Source organism: Sanguibacter inulinus (genome assembly GCF_013415325.1).
Classification (GTDB): Bacteria; Actinomycetota; Actinomycetes; order Actinomycetales; family Cellulomonadaceae; genus Sanguibacter; species Sanguibacter inulinus.
The window spans coordinates 13146-28321 of sequence record NZ_JACBYE010000002.1 but is presented as its reverse complement, the minus strand read 5'-3'; the positions used below and the strand labels follow the sequence as shown (position 1 = coordinate 28321).

Annotated in this window: 16 protein-coding genes; 13 read left to right on the top strand and 3 right to left on the bottom strand. The window is 70.7% G+C overall.

The window, feature by feature from the left end; translation table 11 throughout:
* The first annotated feature begins 123 nt into the window (after positions 1-123).
* From HZZ10_RS01080 to HZZ10_RS01050, 7 genes are all read left to right on the top strand, one after another.
* Entirely contained in the window at positions 124-936 is an 813-nt protein-coding gene (locus HZZ10_RS01080; RefSeq protein ID WP_179912109.1) for an HAD family hydrolase, read from the top strand.
* Positions 933-1904 carry a phosphate/phosphite/phosphonate ABC transporter substrate-binding protein gene (gene phnD, locus HZZ10_RS01075; RefSeq protein ID WP_056128799.1) on the top strand — a complete coding sequence of 324 codons (972 nt, stop codon included), beginning with the start codon at positions 933-935 and terminating at the stop codon, positions 1902-1904. The genes HZZ10_RS01080 and phnD overlap by 4 nt, the downstream gene beginning before the upstream one ends.
* Positions 1901-2704: a phosphonate ABC transporter ATP-binding protein gene (gene phnC / locus HZZ10_RS01070; RefSeq protein WP_056128803.1), complete on the top strand. Its 804-nt coding sequence runs from the start codon at positions 1901-1903 to the stop codon at positions 2702-2704. Before phnD ends, phnC begins: the two co-directional genes overlap by 4 nt.
* A 38-nt stretch (positions 2705-2742) precedes the next feature.
* Positions 2743-3600 (top strand): phosphonate ABC transporter, permease protein PhnE, encoded by an 858-nt coding sequence (gene phnE / locus HZZ10_RS01065; RefSeq protein WP_373367303.1) that lies wholly within the window; start codon positions 2743-2745, stop codon positions 3598-3600.
* The gene (gene phnE, locus HZZ10_RS01060; protein WP_179912108.1) at positions 3597-4427 is read left to right on the top strand and encodes a phosphonate ABC transporter, permease protein PhnE; all 831 of its coding nucleotides are present in this window, start codon (positions 3597-3599) and stop codon (positions 4425-4427) included. The genes phnE (HZZ10_RS01065) and phnE (HZZ10_RS01060) overlap by 4 nt, the downstream gene beginning before the upstream one ends.
* A complete protein-coding gene (locus tag HZZ10_RS01055; protein WP_228086783.1) occupies positions 4424-5377 on the top strand; it encodes a MurR/RpiR family transcriptional regulator in 954 nt (317 codons plus the stop codon). The genes phnE (HZZ10_RS01060) and HZZ10_RS01055 overlap by 4 nt, the downstream gene beginning before the upstream one ends.
* Positions 5378-5449: 72 nt before the next feature.
* Entirely contained in the window at positions 5450-6097 is a 648-nt protein-coding gene (locus HZZ10_RS01050; RefSeq protein WP_179912107.1) for a DUF1684 domain-containing protein, read from the top strand.
* A gap of 131 nt (positions 6098-6228) precedes the next feature.
* Here HZZ10_RS01050 and HZZ10_RS01045 read toward each other — a convergent pair whose 3' ends face one another.
* Positions 6229-6393: a hypothetical protein gene (locus HZZ10_RS01045; protein WP_179912106.1), complete on the bottom strand. Its 165-nt coding sequence runs from the start codon at positions 6391-6393 to the stop codon at positions 6229-6231.
* Between the two features lie 742 nt (positions 6394-7135).
* On the opposite strand from HZZ10_RS01045, the gene groES reads away from it, so the two are divergent.
* On the top strand, positions 7136-7429 hold the full coding sequence (gene groES / locus HZZ10_RS01040) for a co-chaperone GroES (RefSeq protein ID WP_056128811.1): 294 nt from the start codon (positions 7136-7138) through the stop codon (positions 7427-7429).
* 240 nt (positions 7430-7669) lie between these two features.
* On the opposite strand, the gene HZZ10_RS01035 is transcribed toward groES, so the two are convergent.
* Positions 7670-7975 (bottom strand): WhiB family transcriptional regulator, encoded by a 306-nt coding sequence (locus HZZ10_RS01035; RefSeq protein ID WP_012867840.1) that lies wholly within the window; start codon positions 7973-7975, stop codon positions 7670-7672.
* A gap of 348 nt (positions 7976-8323) precedes the next feature.
* Between HZZ10_RS01035 and HZZ10_RS19260 the strand changes: the two genes are divergently transcribed.
* From HZZ10_RS19260 to HZZ10_RS01020, 3 genes are all read left to right on the top strand, one after another.
* Positions 8324-9619 carry a MerR family transcriptional regulator gene (locus HZZ10_RS19260; protein WP_228086781.1) on the top strand — a complete coding sequence of 432 codons (1296 nt, stop codon included), beginning with the start codon at positions 8324-8326 and terminating at the stop codon, positions 9617-9619.
* 107 nt (positions 9620-9726) lie between these two features.
* Positions 9727-11250 (top strand): IMP dehydrogenase, encoded by a 1524-nt coding sequence (gene guaB / locus HZZ10_RS01025; RefSeq protein WP_056128814.1) that lies wholly within the window; start codon positions 9727-9729, stop codon positions 11248-11250.
* Positions 11251-11360: 110 nt separating this feature from the next.
* Complete coding sequence (locus HZZ10_RS01020) at positions 11361-12248, top strand: RluA family pseudouridine synthase (RefSeq protein WP_308507452.1); 888 nt, start codon at positions 11361-11363, stop codon at positions 12246-12248.
* Positions 12249-12283: 35 nt separating this feature from the next.
* Here HZZ10_RS01020 and HZZ10_RS01015 read toward each other — a convergent pair whose 3' ends face one another.
* The gene (locus HZZ10_RS01015) at positions 12284-13009 is read right to left on the bottom strand and encodes an exonuclease domain-containing protein (RefSeq protein WP_179912105.1); all 726 of its coding nucleotides are present in this window, start codon (positions 13007-13009) and stop codon (positions 12284-12286) included.
* A gap of 107 nt (positions 13010-13116) precedes the next feature.
* Between HZZ10_RS01015 and HZZ10_RS01010 the strand changes: the two genes are divergently transcribed.
* Together HZZ10_RS01010 and HZZ10_RS01005 are read left to right on the top strand one after the other, a co-directional pair.
* Positions 13117-14241: a GuaB3 family IMP dehydrogenase-related protein gene (locus tag HZZ10_RS01010; RefSeq protein ID WP_056128819.1), complete on the top strand. Its 1125-nt coding sequence runs from the start codon at positions 13117-13119 to the stop codon at positions 14239-14241.
* A 24-nt stretch (positions 14242-14265) separates the two neighbouring features.
* Complete coding sequence (locus HZZ10_RS01005) at positions 14266-14811, top strand: GNAT family N-acetyltransferase (protein WP_179912104.1); 546 nt, start codon at positions 14266-14268, stop codon at positions 14809-14811.
* Positions 14812-15176: the final 365 nt, after the last annotated feature.

The following is a 15176-nucleotide window of genomic DNA, read 5'->3' as shown; positions in this document are numbered from 1 at the left end:
CGGACCGTCCCGCGAACGTCACGCAGTGTTCACCGCGCCGTAGCCAAAGCGTCCATGCACCCCTCCTAGTGTGGACATCGCGTCCACAGCCGTGGTGCGCACAGCACCGGCTCCGGAGGGCACGTGACGAGAACGGCACGCGACCGCGTGATCATCTTCGACTTCGACGGCACCATCACCGTCGGGGACGGCCCCGTGCTCGCCTACGCAGAGCAGGTCGCGGTCCGTCTCGCACCTGGTCTCGCCGACGGCTTCCGGGCAGCCGTCACCGCAGGTCTGCACGGCCGCACAGGGCTGACCGGCTCGCCGGCAGCCGCCCCGGTCGACGACTACGACCTGGTCCGCCAGGTCGCCCTCGTCCACGGCGCAGACTCTGCAGTGCTCTCGGCGGCCTACCTGGCCAGCCGGGAGCTGCTCGCGACAGAGCACGCCGTGATCTTGGCCCCGGTCATCACCCGGTCGGCAGGCACGACTGCCGCAGGGCGCGACGACCTCGCCTCGTGGCTGCGCAGGCTCAGCACGCAGGCCTACCTGGTGCTCGCCACGAACGCCCCGGCCACAGGGCTCGACAGGGCGCTGGCGGTCCTCGGGGTCACCGACGCCTTCGACGAGGTCCGCACCTCGGTCGGCAAGCCCACCGGGATGCACGCCCTCGCCGACGAGATGCTCGCCCGCGGCCCCGTCCTGAGCGTCGGCGACGTGTGGCACAACGACCTCGAGCCCGTGTGGGCCCGCGGCGCCGCGACAGCGCTCCTGACCCGAGGCGGCGTCGGCGACGTCCGGGCGACCTACAGCGCCGACACCCTCGGCGGCCTCGTCCCCGGCATCACCGCCTGGGCCGCAGCCGACCTCGAGCCCCACCATCTGCACCAGCCGCCACCTGCACGTCCTGTCCACCACCTCACCACCGCAACCACCGCAAAGGCAGACCTGTGAAGCTCACGAAGCTGGCACTCACCTCCGTCGCACTCCTCACCCTCGGCTCCCTCGCCGCCTGCAGCTCGGACGCGTCGGGCAGCACCGACGGCAGCCCCGCCGCCGACCCGACGTCGCTCACCCTCGCCCTCGTGCCCTCGCAGGACCAGGGTGGTCTCGTCGACACCGCGAAGCCGCTCACCGACTTCCTCACCGACGAGCTCGGCATCGAGGTCACCGGTGTGGTGTCCAAGGACTACCAGGCCGCCGTCGAGGCCATGGGCGCAGGACAGGCGCAGATCGGGTTCCTGCCCTCGCTCCAGCTGTGGCAGGCCTCGGACATGTACGACGCCTCGGTCGTCCTGCAGACCGAGCGCAACGGGAACATCTCCTACCCGGCCCAGCTCATGACGAACAACCCCGACAAGTACTGCGAGGACACCCCCGTCGAGCGCGACGGCAAGCTGTTCTGCAACGGCGCCGACGCCCTCGTGGGACCGGCCGGTCTCGACTCGATCACCAAGGTCGAGGGTGCGAAGGTCGCGCTCCTCGGCCCCGGGTCCCCGGCCGGCTACATCTACCCGGTCCTCGCGCTGAAGAACGCGGGCATCGACACCGACACCGGGATCGAGCAGATCCCGGTCACCACCAACGACGCGAGCGTCCTGGCCGTCTACAACGGCGACGCCGAGGTCGGCTTCAGCTTCTGGGACGCCCGCGACATCGTCGCCAAGGACGTCCCCGACGTCGGCCAGAAGGTCGTCGTCTTCGCGCTGACCGACGAGATCCCCAACGACGGCGTCGCGCTCTCGGCCGACCTCTCGCCCGAGCTGCAGGACAAGATCACCACGGCGCTCGCGGACTACTCGAGCACCCCTGAGGGGTCGAAGATCCTCACGGACATCTACTCCATCAGCAAGCTGGCCCCGGCCGACCCGAGCACGCTCGACGTCGTGGCGCAGGCCGCCGAGAAGCTCGGTCTCCAGTGACGCTCGCTCCCCAGCAGGTGACGTCCCGCTCCTGGCCGGTCCGGGTGCGGGACGTCACCGTGCGCTACCCCGGCGGCGTGACCGCCCTCGACGGCGTGACCCTCGACATCGAGGCCGGTGAGATGGTCTCGGTCGTCGGCCTCTCCGGCTCGGGGAAGTCCACGCTCATCCGCACCATCAACGGACTGGTCCCGGTGACCTCGGGCGAGGTCACCGTCGGCGAGCACACCCTCGGCAGGCTCTCCGGGCGCCAGGCCCGTGCCGTGCGCGGCAGCATCGGGATGATCTTCCAGAGCTTCAACCTCGCCAGGCGCACGACGGTCCTCAACAACGTGCTCGTCGGACGCCTCGCGCACACCCCGACCTGGCGCACCCTGCTCGGTGCCTACACGGCAGCCGACAAGCAGCTGGCCTTCGAGGCGCTCGACAGCGTCGGCATCCTCGACAAGACGTGGCAGCGGGCCAGCAACCTCTCGGGCGGGCAGCAGCAGCGCGTCGCGATCGCCCGGGCCCTCACGCAGCAGCCACGGATCGTCCTCGCGGACGAGCCTGTCGCGAGCCTCGACCCGCCGAGCGCCCACGCCGTCATGGGTGACCTGCGCCGCATCAACACCGAGCTCGGCATCACGGTGCTCACCAACCTGCACCTGCTCGACCTCGCCCGCGAGTACGGCACCCGGATGATCGGCCTGCGCGCAGGCAAGGTCGTCTACGACGGTCCGGCGGCGACCGCGAGCGACGCCGTCTTCGAGGAGATCTACGGGCGCAGCATCCGCCAGCAGGACGTGCTCGGCGGATGAAGACGACACAGACCCCGAGACCTGGGGCTGCAGGAGGGGTGCCTGCCGCCGGAGGGGCGCAGGCAGCGGGCGGGACACCGGCCGCAGGTGACGGTACGGCCGGACGTCCTCCGCTCGCCGTGCCGCCCCGTCCGGCGGGACGCTGGAAGCCGTGGGCCGCGCTCGCCGTCGTCCTGCTCCTCACCGCAGCGACCCTCAGCCCGTGGGCCATCGGCTTCGACGCCGACGCCATCGCGCGGAACTGGCGCAACGGTGCCGACAGGATCGTCAGGCTGTTCAGCCCCGACTGGTCCTTCTTCCCGCGGACCGTCGAGCCGATGCTCGAGACCCTCCAGATGGCCGTCGTCGCGACTGTCGTCGGGGCGGCAGTCGCCCTGCCCGTGAGCATGTGGGCTGCGCGGCCCACGAACCCGGACCGCTGGACCCGAGGCGCCGTGCGCCTCGTGCTCAACGTCGTCCGGGCCGTCCCCGAGCTGCTCTACGCCGCCGTGCTCGTCGCGATGGTCGGTGTCGGTGCGCTCCCCGGCGTCATCGCCCTCGTGCTGTTCAACGTCGGGATCATCGTCAAGATGGTCTCCGAGACCATCGACGGCTCAGACCGCGGCCCCCTCGAGGCCGGTCGCGCAGCAGGCGGTACCCAGACCCAGATCAACCGGACGATCGCCCTGCCGGACATGCTGCCGAGCTTCGTCAACCAGACGCTCTACGTCCTCGAGCTCAACGTGCGTGCGTCGAGCGTCCTGGGACTCGTCGGTGCCGGAGGTCTCGGGCTCCTCGTCGACGCCGTGCGCACGTACTACAGGTACGACCAGCTCTCGCTCATCATCCTCGAGATCCTGGTGGCCGTGCTCGTCATCGACCTCGTCAGCTCGATCGTCCGCCGGAGGCTCGTATGACCACCCTCGCCCCCATGCGCACTGACCCGATCGAGGTCATCGCACCTCGCCGGCCCGTGCGAGTCCTGCGCGCCGTGGCCCTCACCGTCGCCACGGCGACAGCCCTCGTCGCCTTCTGGTCGATCGACATCCAGTGGTCGCGGCTCGCCAGCCTGCCCGGCCAGGTGGTCCACTACCTCGACCTCATGTTTTCCGCGCCGTCGTGGGACAAGCTCCCCGAGGCCCTGCGGCAGACCCTGCGCTCGGTCGAGATGGCCTGGCTGGGGACGGTGCTCGGCATCGTCGTGTCCTTCCCGCTGAGCTTCCTCGCCGCACGCGGCTACGGACCCGCACCTGTGCGAGGCGCGCTCCGCGGTCTCTTCTCGCTCATCCGGGCAGTCCCCGAGATCATCATCGCCATCATCATCTTGTCGGTCACCGGACTGACCCCGCTCACCGGGGCGCTCGCGCTCGCGGTCAACAGCGTCGGGACGCTCGGCAAGTGGGGCTACGAGTCCGTCGAAGGCGTCGACCACGGTCCTGTCGAGGCCGTACGGGCCGCAGGTGGCTCGACGGTCGAGGCGCTCCGCTGGGGTGTGTGGCCGAGCGCGGCGACAGACTTCTTCTCGTTCTGGCTCTACAGGTTCGAGATCAACGTGCGCGCCTCGGCCGTCCTCGGGCTCATCGGCGTGGGTGGGATCGGCGACATGCTCACCTCGTACACCCAGTACCGTGAGTGGTCCACCGTCGGGGTGCTGCTGATCGTCGTCGTGGTCGTGACGATGGCGATCGACGCGGTCTCCGCCGCGGTGCGACGCCGCCTCACCGACGGGAGCACAGGACGATGAGCGCTACCCTGCCCGCCACGGGTCCCGGCGCAGACCACCCGACGGTCACCGCCGACGGCACCGAGCCTGCCGCCAGCACGACCAGCAGCTCGACCGACGCCGACCCCGGGCCCGACGTCTGGCCCTCGGTCCGGATCGCGACGGTCCGCAACGCCCTCCAGCCGACCGAGCGACGCGTGGTCGACCTCGTCCTCGACGACGTCGCGGCGGCCGTCGAGGCGACGGCGCAGGAGATCGCCGACAGGGCGGGGGTGGCGCGGTCGTCGGTCATCCGCACGTGCCAGCGGCTCGGTTATCGCGGGTATCCGCAGCTGCGGGTGGCGCTCGCCCGCGAGCTCGCGCTGGGCGCCGAGCCCCCGGCCCACCCCGACACGGCCCTCGGCCGTGTGAGGACGCACGTCGAGTCCCTCGCCGCGACCCTCCAGCAGATCACCAGCGTGCTGTCCGACGAGCACGTCGAACGAGCCGTCGCCCTCTGCGTCGGAGCCGGGCGGGTCCTCGCGACGGGCAACGGGCTGTCGTCTCCGCTCGCCGCCGACCTCGCCCTGCGGCTCACGGCCGTCGGGCGACCGACCGAGTGCGTGGCCGACCCGATCGGCCAGCAGATCGCCGCCGCCCAGCTCACCCCTGCGGACCTGTGCCTCGTGGTCTCCGGGTCGGGCGCCAGCGAGTCGAGCCTGCGGGTCGCGCGCGCCGGACGGGCCGCGGGTGTGCCCGTGGTGGTGCTCACGAGCTTCGTCGAGTCGCCGCTCACAGCCCTCGCCGACGTAGCCCTGGTCGTCGGCCCGGCGGCGGGCTCGTTCCGTGCCGAGCTCGAGCACACGTCGCGGGTCCCGCACGCGATCGTCCTCGAGGCCTTCGTCGAGGTCGTCGCCGACAGGCTGGGGGAGCGGTCCCGGCAGGTGCGCTCGCGGGTGCTCGACGTGCTGAGCACCAACCTCTCGGACTGAGTGCGCCCCACCCGGTCGCGGCCACGGCCTGCCTCGGGAATCATGGGACGGTCCCGACCACGGAGGAACCTGATGACACCCGCAGCGCAGAGCGTGCTCGCCGTCGCCGACTGGCGACGCAAGACCGCGGCGATCTACGCCCAGGTCCGGTCCGCCGCGGCCGAGGACCCGGCGGCCGCCCACGCGCTGTGGGTGCGTGCCCGCGACGAGATGTTCGCCTCGCACCCGGCCTCGGCCCTCGGTCCCGAGGCCAAGGCAGAGTTCACCGGCCTCCACGTCGCCCCCTACGACCCGGCGTACCGCTTCGAGCTCGAGGTCCAGGACGCACCCGAGGGTCGGATGGACGTCGCCACGGGGACGGACGGCGTGGTGCCCTTCGAACGGGTCGGGCTCGTCGAGCTCGACGGTCTGGGGACGCTGTCGCTCTGGGCGCTGCGCTCCTACGGGGGCGGGATCTTCGTGCCGCTCAAGGACTCGAGCGCCGGGCAGGACGGCGGCACCTACGGCGGCGGACGCTATCTGCTCGACACGATCAAGGGTGCGGACCTCGGCCAGGGTGCCGGCGGGCGGCTCGTGGTCGACCTCAACTTCGCCTACAACCCGTCGTGCGCCTACGACCCGGCGTGGGCCTGCCCGCTCGCCCCGCCGGACAACACCCTCGCGGTGCCTCTGCCCGTGGGGGAGCGCGCCCCGAGCAAGGAGCTCGTCGCGGAGCTCTGACCCGTCTGCGGCCAGGTCGGTCGTAGGGAGCGGGACGGCGCGCTGGCCCGCAGGGCGGTCACCCCGGAGACCGTGCAGACGGTGGAGAGGGTGCTCTGAGGACAGGTGCCCCTACCCCGTGGCCGGGTGCCTCAGGTCGCGTGCCCAGCCTCGGCGATCTTGATGAGTCCCGGGCTCGACGGCAGCCCGAGCCTGGCGTTCGCCTTGACCGCTACCCGTGCGGCCTCGACCTGAAGCAGGGTCACGCGGATCGGGCTGGGTGCAGCCTCGACCTCTGGTTCGCGCCGGTCAGTCATGAGCGTCTCCCTCCGTAGTCCTCAGCTCGGCATCTTCGACCACGACACCTCCGATACCGTACCTTTCGGGCCTTCTGTCCGCCAAGGCCAGTCGTGCTGTGATCCGTGCGACCGTGTGCACGAGCGGGCGGTCTTCGTCCTGCAGCAGCTCAGACTCGCCGAGCCCTTCGAGGACCGCCACACCCGTGCGGCTGAGCGCCGGACGCTCTGATGCCGCGGCCTCTGCCGACCACCGCAGCATCCGCATCGTCTCCTCTCCGACGCCAGACGTCGAGCTCGTGGGCGCTCCGTCGTGTCAACCACTGCCCCAGCAGGACAGCGAGGAACGAGAGGGCTGGGGTGGCGATCGCGACGACTACCCCGATCGATGTCGGCATCCCGTGACGGTAGTCATCGGGCTCGTCCTAGGTAACGCTCTCCGGTGCGCCTGGGGACAAGCTGCTCAGCTCCCGGCCTGTGGACGAGCCCTGCGCGAGTCCTGTCGCACCGAGCGGCTCGCAGCGAGCCGGCCCGGTGTGGCCAAGCCGTCGACGGCCGGTCGGGCTTCAACAGCCGGTCGCCCTCGACCTCGTCCTCACCTGGTGCCGCGCCCGATCTGGCACTCACCTTGACCGAGTGCTAACTCCGGCATAGATTTGCTCGTGGTTCCACGTAGCTCCTGACCGACCCCCGCGACGGCGGCCCGGTGCGAGCGTGGCGGCCATGAACTGTCCCTCATTTCTCTGCGAAAGGGGAGGTCCGCGTGTCGGTCTCCATCAAGCCGCTCGAGGACCGGATCGTCGTCAAGACTCTCGAAGTCGAGCTGACCACGCCCTCCGGTCTCGTTATCCCTGACACCGCCAAGGAGAAGCCCCAGGAGGGCGAGGTCCTGGCAGTCGGCCCCGGTCGTATCGACGACAACGGCAACCGCGTCCCGCTCGACGTCTCTGTCGGTGACAAGGTCATCTACAGCAAGTACGGCGGCACCGAGGTCAAGTACGACGGCGAGGAGTTCCTCATCCTCTCCGCCCGCGACGTGCTCGCAGTGATCGGCTGATCACGCACCACGCGTGACGAAGGGCCCCACGACCGATGGTCGTGGGGCCCTTCTGCATGCCGGGACGGGCGCCGGCTTCAGCGACCTGGGGAGGGCCGGACGACGAGAGTCGGGCCCGACGACAAGAAAGACCCCACGACGAAAAGAGCCCCACGACCGCAGTCGTGGGGCCCTTCGGGAACGCCTGAGCTCTGGGTGCTCGCGCTGACCGACTCAGCGTGAGCTGGAGGTCTGCTCGGGTCAGCCGACCCGGCGTGTGGTGGTCGAGGCGGGCATCGCGGCGAGCGCGGCTGTGCGCTCGTCCTCGCTGAGGCCGCCCCAGACGCCGTAGGGCTCACGGACACGGAGCGAGGCCTCGCGGCACTCCATCATGACCGGGCACCCGTGGCAGATGGCCTTGGCGGCCTCGGCGCGGCGGCGGCGTGCGGCGCCGCGCTCGCCCTCCGGGTGGAAGAACAGCGTGTCGTCGACGTCGCGGCACGAACCCTGGTACTGCCACTCCCAGAGGTCCATCACGGGGCCGGGGAGGCGAGAGAGCTCAGTCATGGTCGTACCGTCCTTCTGAGTGTCGATGAGGGGCGATAGACCCCGGTCGGTGCATCTGCCCAGGACCTCGGTCCCGGGTGATCTGTGACTAACTTAGAACCGATCCAGCAGTTGTTCAAGTCGCTGACCGGATGAGAAACGATTCACCGTGCCATCCGTCGCCCAGGTTCTGGTCCAGTACCACTGACTAGCCTCTCTGGGAACTGCGGAAACCCGCCATCCTCGGCGTCTCTGCAGGTCCCCGGTCCACGCGGCTCGACGTGAGATGAACAACTAGCGAACAACTTCAGGCGTCTCGCGGGAGGGTGCCAGGTGGCACGACCTCTCAGATCTCGGCACAATCGACTCATGAGCACAGGTCGACCGGCACAGGGAGAGACCGGCGGCGACCCTGCCGACGGCACGACACCCGACGAGATCACGGACCAGGTCAACGAACCCGGCCTCGCCGTGGCAGCCGTGGCACGCAGGCTCGGGGTGGCTCCGGCGACGTTGCGCACCTGGGACCGTCGCTACGGCCTGGGCCCCTCGGAGCACTCCGCAGGCGCCCACCGCCGGTACTCGAGCGACGACGTCGCCCGGCTCATGGTCATGCGCAGGCTCGCGCTCGAGGGCGTCGCCCCCGTCGACGCCGCGCGGGCAGCACTGGCCGTCGACCTCACGACCACCAGCAGCGAACAGCTCGAGGACGAGCTGCGCGAGACCATCGCCCACGTCGACGAGGAGAGCCAGCGACACGGTCGCCGCGGCGACCTCCCGCTCGCAGAGGCACCGCGACGCCTCGTCGGTCTCGACGGAGACGCTCAGGGTGAGGGGTCCCTCGCGCCCCGCCTCACGGTCGAGGGCGACGCCGACACCTCGGCAGGTGCTGCAGCCGCGCAGGTGTCCTCCCTCCCGACAGGTCCCCGCTCTCTCCGCGGTGCCGAGCCCGAGGCCACCGACACCGAGGCCGGCCAGCAGCGACCCGCCCTTCGACTGGCGGCCCCGGTCGACTCGACCGTCACCTCGATCGACGTCATCGACGCGGTCCTGCGCGGCAACGTCGCCGCGACGGAGCGCCTGCTCGCCCTCGACGTCGACGAAGACCCTGCCCAGTGGTGGCTGACCCTGGTCGAGCCGACCCTGCGTAAGCTCGCAGCCCGGACCGTCCTGGCCAAGCCCGGCGAGGCGCCCGAGATGCTGCTCGCCTCGGCGACCCTCAAGGTGATCGCGGACTTCATCCGGGCCCGCGAGGAGAAGACCGCGCAGGAGACCGGGGTCAGGTCGCCCCACCCCAGCCAGATGAAGAAGATCGTGCTGCTCTTCGCCGCGGCCGACGACGCGCAGCCGCTCGCGATGCACGCCCTCGCTGCGGCCCTCGTCTCGCAGGGCGTGACGGCCCGGATCGTCACCGGACCTGCGAACGCGCACCGAGCCCTCGAGCTCGTGACCATGGTGCGACCCGTCGCCACGGTCCTGGTCACCTCGCTCTCGCGCCCCGAGCTCGGGATCGTGCACGCCCTGCACGAGACCCACCCCGAGCTCTCGGTGTTCGTCGGCCTGAGCAGCGACGACGCGGCTGCCGACCTCCCGCAGTCGCGGTTCGTCAGCAGGGTCCGCAGCTTCCAGGGTCTGCTCCACGAGGTCCTCGCCGTCGCGGTCTGACGTCGCCCGGGGCGCCTGCCTGCGGGTGCCGGGGAGCGTGGTGGCAGGACCGGTCCTGTGAGCGGACAGACACCGGGTGCTCGGTGGGCGGTGCGTAGACTCCTGACATGAACTCGTCGAGCAGCGCGCAGCCCCACGACCCCTTCGGATTCATCGGACTCACCTACGACGACGTGCTCCTCCTCCCCGGAGAGACAGACGTCATCCCCAGCCAGGTCGACACGACCGCGCGGCTGACGCGAGAGATCTCGGTGTCGATCCCGATGCTCTCCGCAGCGATGGACACCGTCACCGAGTCGCGCATGGCCATCGCCATGGCACGCCAGGGCGGCATCGGCATCATCCACCGCAACCTCTCGATCGAGGCGCAGGCCAAAGAGGTCGACCTGGTCAAGCGCTCCGAGTCCGGGATGATCACCGACCCGGTCACCGTGCACCCCGACGCGACGCTCGCCGAGCTCGACGCGCTGTGCGGCCAGTACCGCGTCTCGGGCCTGCCGGTCGTCGACCCCGACGGCCTGCTCGTCGGCATCATCACCAACCGCGACCTGCGGTTCGTCTCCCCGGGCGACTTCGCGCACCGCAAGGTCCACGAGGTCATGACCAAGATGCCGCTCATCACCGGCCCTGTCGGCATCTCGCGCGACGACGCCGCGGCGCTGCTCGGCACGCACCGCATCGAGAAGCTCCCCCTGGTCGACGACGCCGGTCGCCTCCAGGGCCTCATCACGGTCAAGGACTTCGTCAAGTCCGAGCAGTACCCCGACGCGACCAAGGACGGCGAGGGTCGCCTCGTCGTGGGTGCCGCGATCGGGTTCTTCGGAGACGCGTGGGAGCGCGCGACGACCCTCGCCGAGGCCGGCGTCGACGTGCTCGTCGCCGACACCGCGAACGGGCACGCGCGCCTGCTGCTCGACATGATCCGCAAGCTCAAGGCAGACCCGTTCTTCAAGGACGTCCAGATCATCGGTGGCAACGTCGCGACCCGTGCTGGCGCGCAGGCCCTCGTGGACGCGGGCGTCGACGCCGTCAAGGTCGGGGTCGGACCGGGCTCGATCTGCACCACCCGCGTGGTCGCCGGGGTCGGCGTCCCGCAGATCACCGCGATCTACGAGGCGTCGCTCGCCTGCAAGCCGGCCGGCGTCCCGGTCATCGGCGACGGTGGCCTGCAGTACTCGGGCGACATCGCGAAGGCTCTCGTCGCCGGGGCCGACACCGTCATGCTCGGCTCGCTCCTCGCCGGCTGCGACGAGAGCCCGGGGGACCTCGTCTTCGTCAACGGCAAGCAGTACAAGCTGTACCGCGGCATGGGCTCGATCGGTGCGATGGCCTCGCGCGGCAAGAAGGCCTCGTACTCCAAGGACCGGTACTTCCAGGCGGACGTGGCCAGCGACGACAAGATCGTGCCCGAGGGCATCGAGGGCCAGGTGCCGTACCGCGGCCCGCTCGGAGCCGTCGCGCACCAGCTCGTCGGCGGTCTGCACCAGTCGATGTTCTACGTCGGTGCGCACACGATCCCGCAGCTGCAGGAGCGTGGCAACTTCGTCCGCATCACCCCGGCCGGTCTGAAGGAGTCGCACCCTCACGACATCCAGATGACCGTCGAGGCCCCGAACTACACGGGCCGCTGAGCAGGTCTCGTCGAGGCCGTCCCGTACCGCTTCCGGTCCGGGACGGCCTCAACCCTGTCCGCCTCCAGCTGCCGCACGGCGCTGACGCGGCGACCGTGGTGGAGCACCTCGTGGCGAGGTTCCCCCACGACGAGGCCCGGATGCGCGAGAAGGTCGCGGCGGGGGAGGTCGTCGACGAGATCGGGCGCCCGCTCGGCCCGGACGCCCCGTACGTCGCCGGGACGCTCGTGTACCTCTACAGGGACGCCGCGCCCGAGCCCCGGGTGCCCTTCGAGATCGACGTGCTGCACCACGACGACGACCTCCTCGTGATCGACAAGCCGCACTTCTTGGCCAGCACGCCCCGCGGGGCGTACGTGGTCGAGTCGGCCGTCGTGCGGCTGCGCCGGGACCTCGGCCTGCCCGAGATCAGCCCTGCGCACAGGCTCGACAGGATCACGGCGGGCGTGCTCGTGCTGACCACGCGTCGCGAGGTCCGCGGCGCATACCAGCAGCTCTTCGCGAGCCGGACGATCCGCAAGACCTATGAGGCCGTCGCCCCCGTCGACCCCGCGCTCGACCTGCCCTGCACGGTGCGCAGCAGGATCGTCAAGGAGCACGGGACCCTCGTCGCCCAGGAGGTCCCGGGGGAGCCGAACGCCGAGAGCCGCGTGACCCTCGTCGACACAGTCGCCCGGGACGGCGGCGAGATGCTGGGGCGCTACGTCCTCGAGCCGCACACGGGAAAGACCCACCAGCTGCGGCTGCACATGGCCTCGCTCGGGCTGCCGATCGTCAACGACAACTTCTACCCGGAGTTCTACGACGTGGCCCCCGACGACTACTCGGCCCCGCTCCAGCTGCTGGCACGGTCTATCGAGTTCACGGACCCGCTGAGCGGTGCGCCGCGCAGCTTCACGAGCCGGCGGAGCCTCGAGGTGTGGGCGGAGGCGTCCGAGCCGTCGGAGGCGTCGGCGCCGTCCGTGACATCGGTGGCGCCGGAGCCGTCGACCGGGTGAGCCCCGGAGACCCTGGTCCTCTGACCCTGGTCCTCTCAGAGTGTGCGCTGCCCAGTCTGGCGGTGGTCTCGCAGCCAGGTGAGCTCGGCCCCCGGGCCTGTGAGCCCCTTGCGCTCCCGCCAGGAGTTGAAGCTCTCCGCCCACCGACGGTGCTCGTCGGCCTGGTACAGGTGCAGCGCGTCGAGCTCGCGCTCGGCGAGCTCGGGGTAGCGCGCGAGCATCGCGTGGAGCACGTCGAGGGTCGCGATGACGTCGACGTCGGCCGTGTGCAGCTCGCCGTCGCCGACGACCGCGTACACCCCGCAGAGGTCGACGAGCTTGCGTGGCCCGCGGCGGTAGCGGTCGAGCGCCCTGTCGAGGACGAGCGGGTCGATGACAGGGGCCACCCGCCCGTCGATCCGGTCCTCGAGGCTCGGCAGGCCGTAGCGGTCGAGCTCGGCCTGCAGGATGCACAGGTCGAAGGTCGCGTTGAAGGCGACCACGGGGATGCCGCTCGAGAGCGCCCCGGCGAGCTCTTTCGCGATCTCGTCGATCGCGCCTGCAGGGTCTTGACCCTCCGCCCGGGCGACCTCCGTGGTGATGCCGTGGATGGCGGAGGCCTCCGGCGGGATCGGCACACCCGGGTCGAGCAGCCAGGTTCGGACGTCGGTCGTCGCGGAGTCGCGGCGCACGAGGGCCGCGGAGACGATCCGGTCCTGGCTCACGTCGACACCCGTCGTCTCGGTGTCGAATCCGAGCAGGGGGCCTGCGGTCCAGGTCATGGGGGTGTCTCCTCGAGGTCGTCGTGTGCGGCCAGCATCCCAGCCGCCACCGACACGGACGTGGACCGCCGCGCGGTCCAGGCGTCACGGGACGGTAACCTGGTCGGGTGAGCAACGAGATCGAGATCGGCCGAGGCAAGCGCGGACGGCGCGCCTTCTCCTTCGACGACATCGCGGTGGTGCCGTCACGCCGTACGCGCGACCCAGAAGACGTGTCTGTCGGGTGGCAGATCGACGCGTACCACTTCGACCTGCCGATCGTGGCTGCACCGATGGACTCGGTGATGAGCCCCGCGACCGCCGTCGCGCTCGGGCAGCACGGCGGGCTCGGCGTCCTGGACCTCGAAGGTCTGTGGACGCGCTACGAGGACCCGACCGCGCTGCTCTCCGAGATCGCGCAGCTCGAGCCGACCCAGGCGACCCGGCGCATGCAGGAGATCTACTCCGCGCCGATCCAGCCCGAGCTCATCACGCAGCGTCTCAAGGAGATCCGCGCCGCGGGCGTCACCGTCGCCGGTGCGCTCTCGCCGCAGCGGACCCAGGAGTTCTACCAGACCGTGATCGACGCGGGTGTGGACCTCTTCGTCATCCGTGGCACGACGGTGTCGGCCGAGCACGTCTCGGGCAACGCCGAGCCGCTCAACCTCAAGCGCTTCATCTACGAGCTCGACGTCCCCGTGATCGTCGGCGGTGCCTCGACCTACACCGCGGCGCTGCACCTCATGCGGACCGGTGCGGCCGGCGTCCTCGTCGGATTCGGCGGCGGCGCTGCGCACACCACCCGCGTCTCGCTCGGCATCCACGCCCCGATGGCCACAGCCGTGGCCGACGTGGCCGCTGCGCGCCGCGACTACCTCGACGAGTCCGGGGGGCGCTACGTCCACGTGATCGCCGACGGCGGTGTGGGGCGCGCCGGGGACCTCGTCAAGGCTGTCGCCTGCGGTGCTGACGCCGTGATGGTCGGTGCCGCGCTCGCGCGGGCCGAGGAGGCACCGGGCCAGGGCTGGCACTGGGGCTCCGAGGCGCACCACCCCGAGCTCCCTCGCGGAGAGCGGGTGAGCGTCGGCACCGCCGGGTCGCTCGCCGAGATCCTCTTCGGCCCGGGCCGCCAGGCCGACGGCACGCTCAACCTCGTCGGTGCGCTCAAGCGCGCCATGGCTACGACCGGGTACTCCGACCTCAAGGAGTTCCAGCGGGTCGAGGTCGTGGTCTCGCCCTACCAGCCGCGCTGACCCGCGCCTGACCCGAGACTCTCGATGACCCACGACGGCACGTCCGCCGTCCCTGCCACCCACGAGACCACCATCTCCCCGGTGACCAGGGACGACGAGCGTGCCGTCGTGGCGTTGTGGGAGGCAGCAGGGCTCACCCGCCCCTGGAACGACCCTGCAGCCGACCTGCGGTCTGCGCTCGAGACCCCGACGTCGACTGTGCTCGGGGCGCGCCTGCACGGCGGCGCTCTCCTCGACGGAACTCTGCCCGACGGAACTCTGCCCGACGGCGCTGTACCCGACGGCGCTGTACCCGACAGTGCTCTGCCCGACAGCACTCTGGTCGGGACCGTGATGGTCGGCTACGACGGGCACCGCGGATGGGTGTACTACCTCGCGGTCGACGAGGCGCAGCGTGGGACCGGTCTCGGTCGAGCTCTCATGGTCGCGGCCGAGGCGTGGCTCGTCTCCCAGGGCGCACCCAAGGTGCAGCTCATGGTCCGCACGACCAACACCGCCGTGCTCGGCTTCTACGCCGCCCTCGGCTACACCGACCAGTCCTGCGTCGTGCTGGGCCGCCGGACCGACTGAGCGGGATCGTCTCCCAGTCCCTCGGTCGTCCAGTCCCGCTGGTCGCCGCGCCCGCAGCCGCGTTCCCTCCCTCTGGGCACTGACGACCTGCGACCGCGCCCGGTGGGTCATCGCGCAGGGCTGGCCACGGCGCCCGCACGCACGCACGACCGACACCGATATCTCATGTCCGATTGTGTCTGGATCCAGGCCGCGCACTGCCGTGTCCTGGGTATTCCGTCCTCCGCCCAGCTATTGCGGGGCTCTCGCGTGCCGCGCAGCGCGTGGCCCTGACCAGCACACACACATCGACGCTTGCACTCCAACATAAACGGGCGTATACAAGTGAATACAGATATCCGCGTCGTCGGTGACGCGAGCGACGA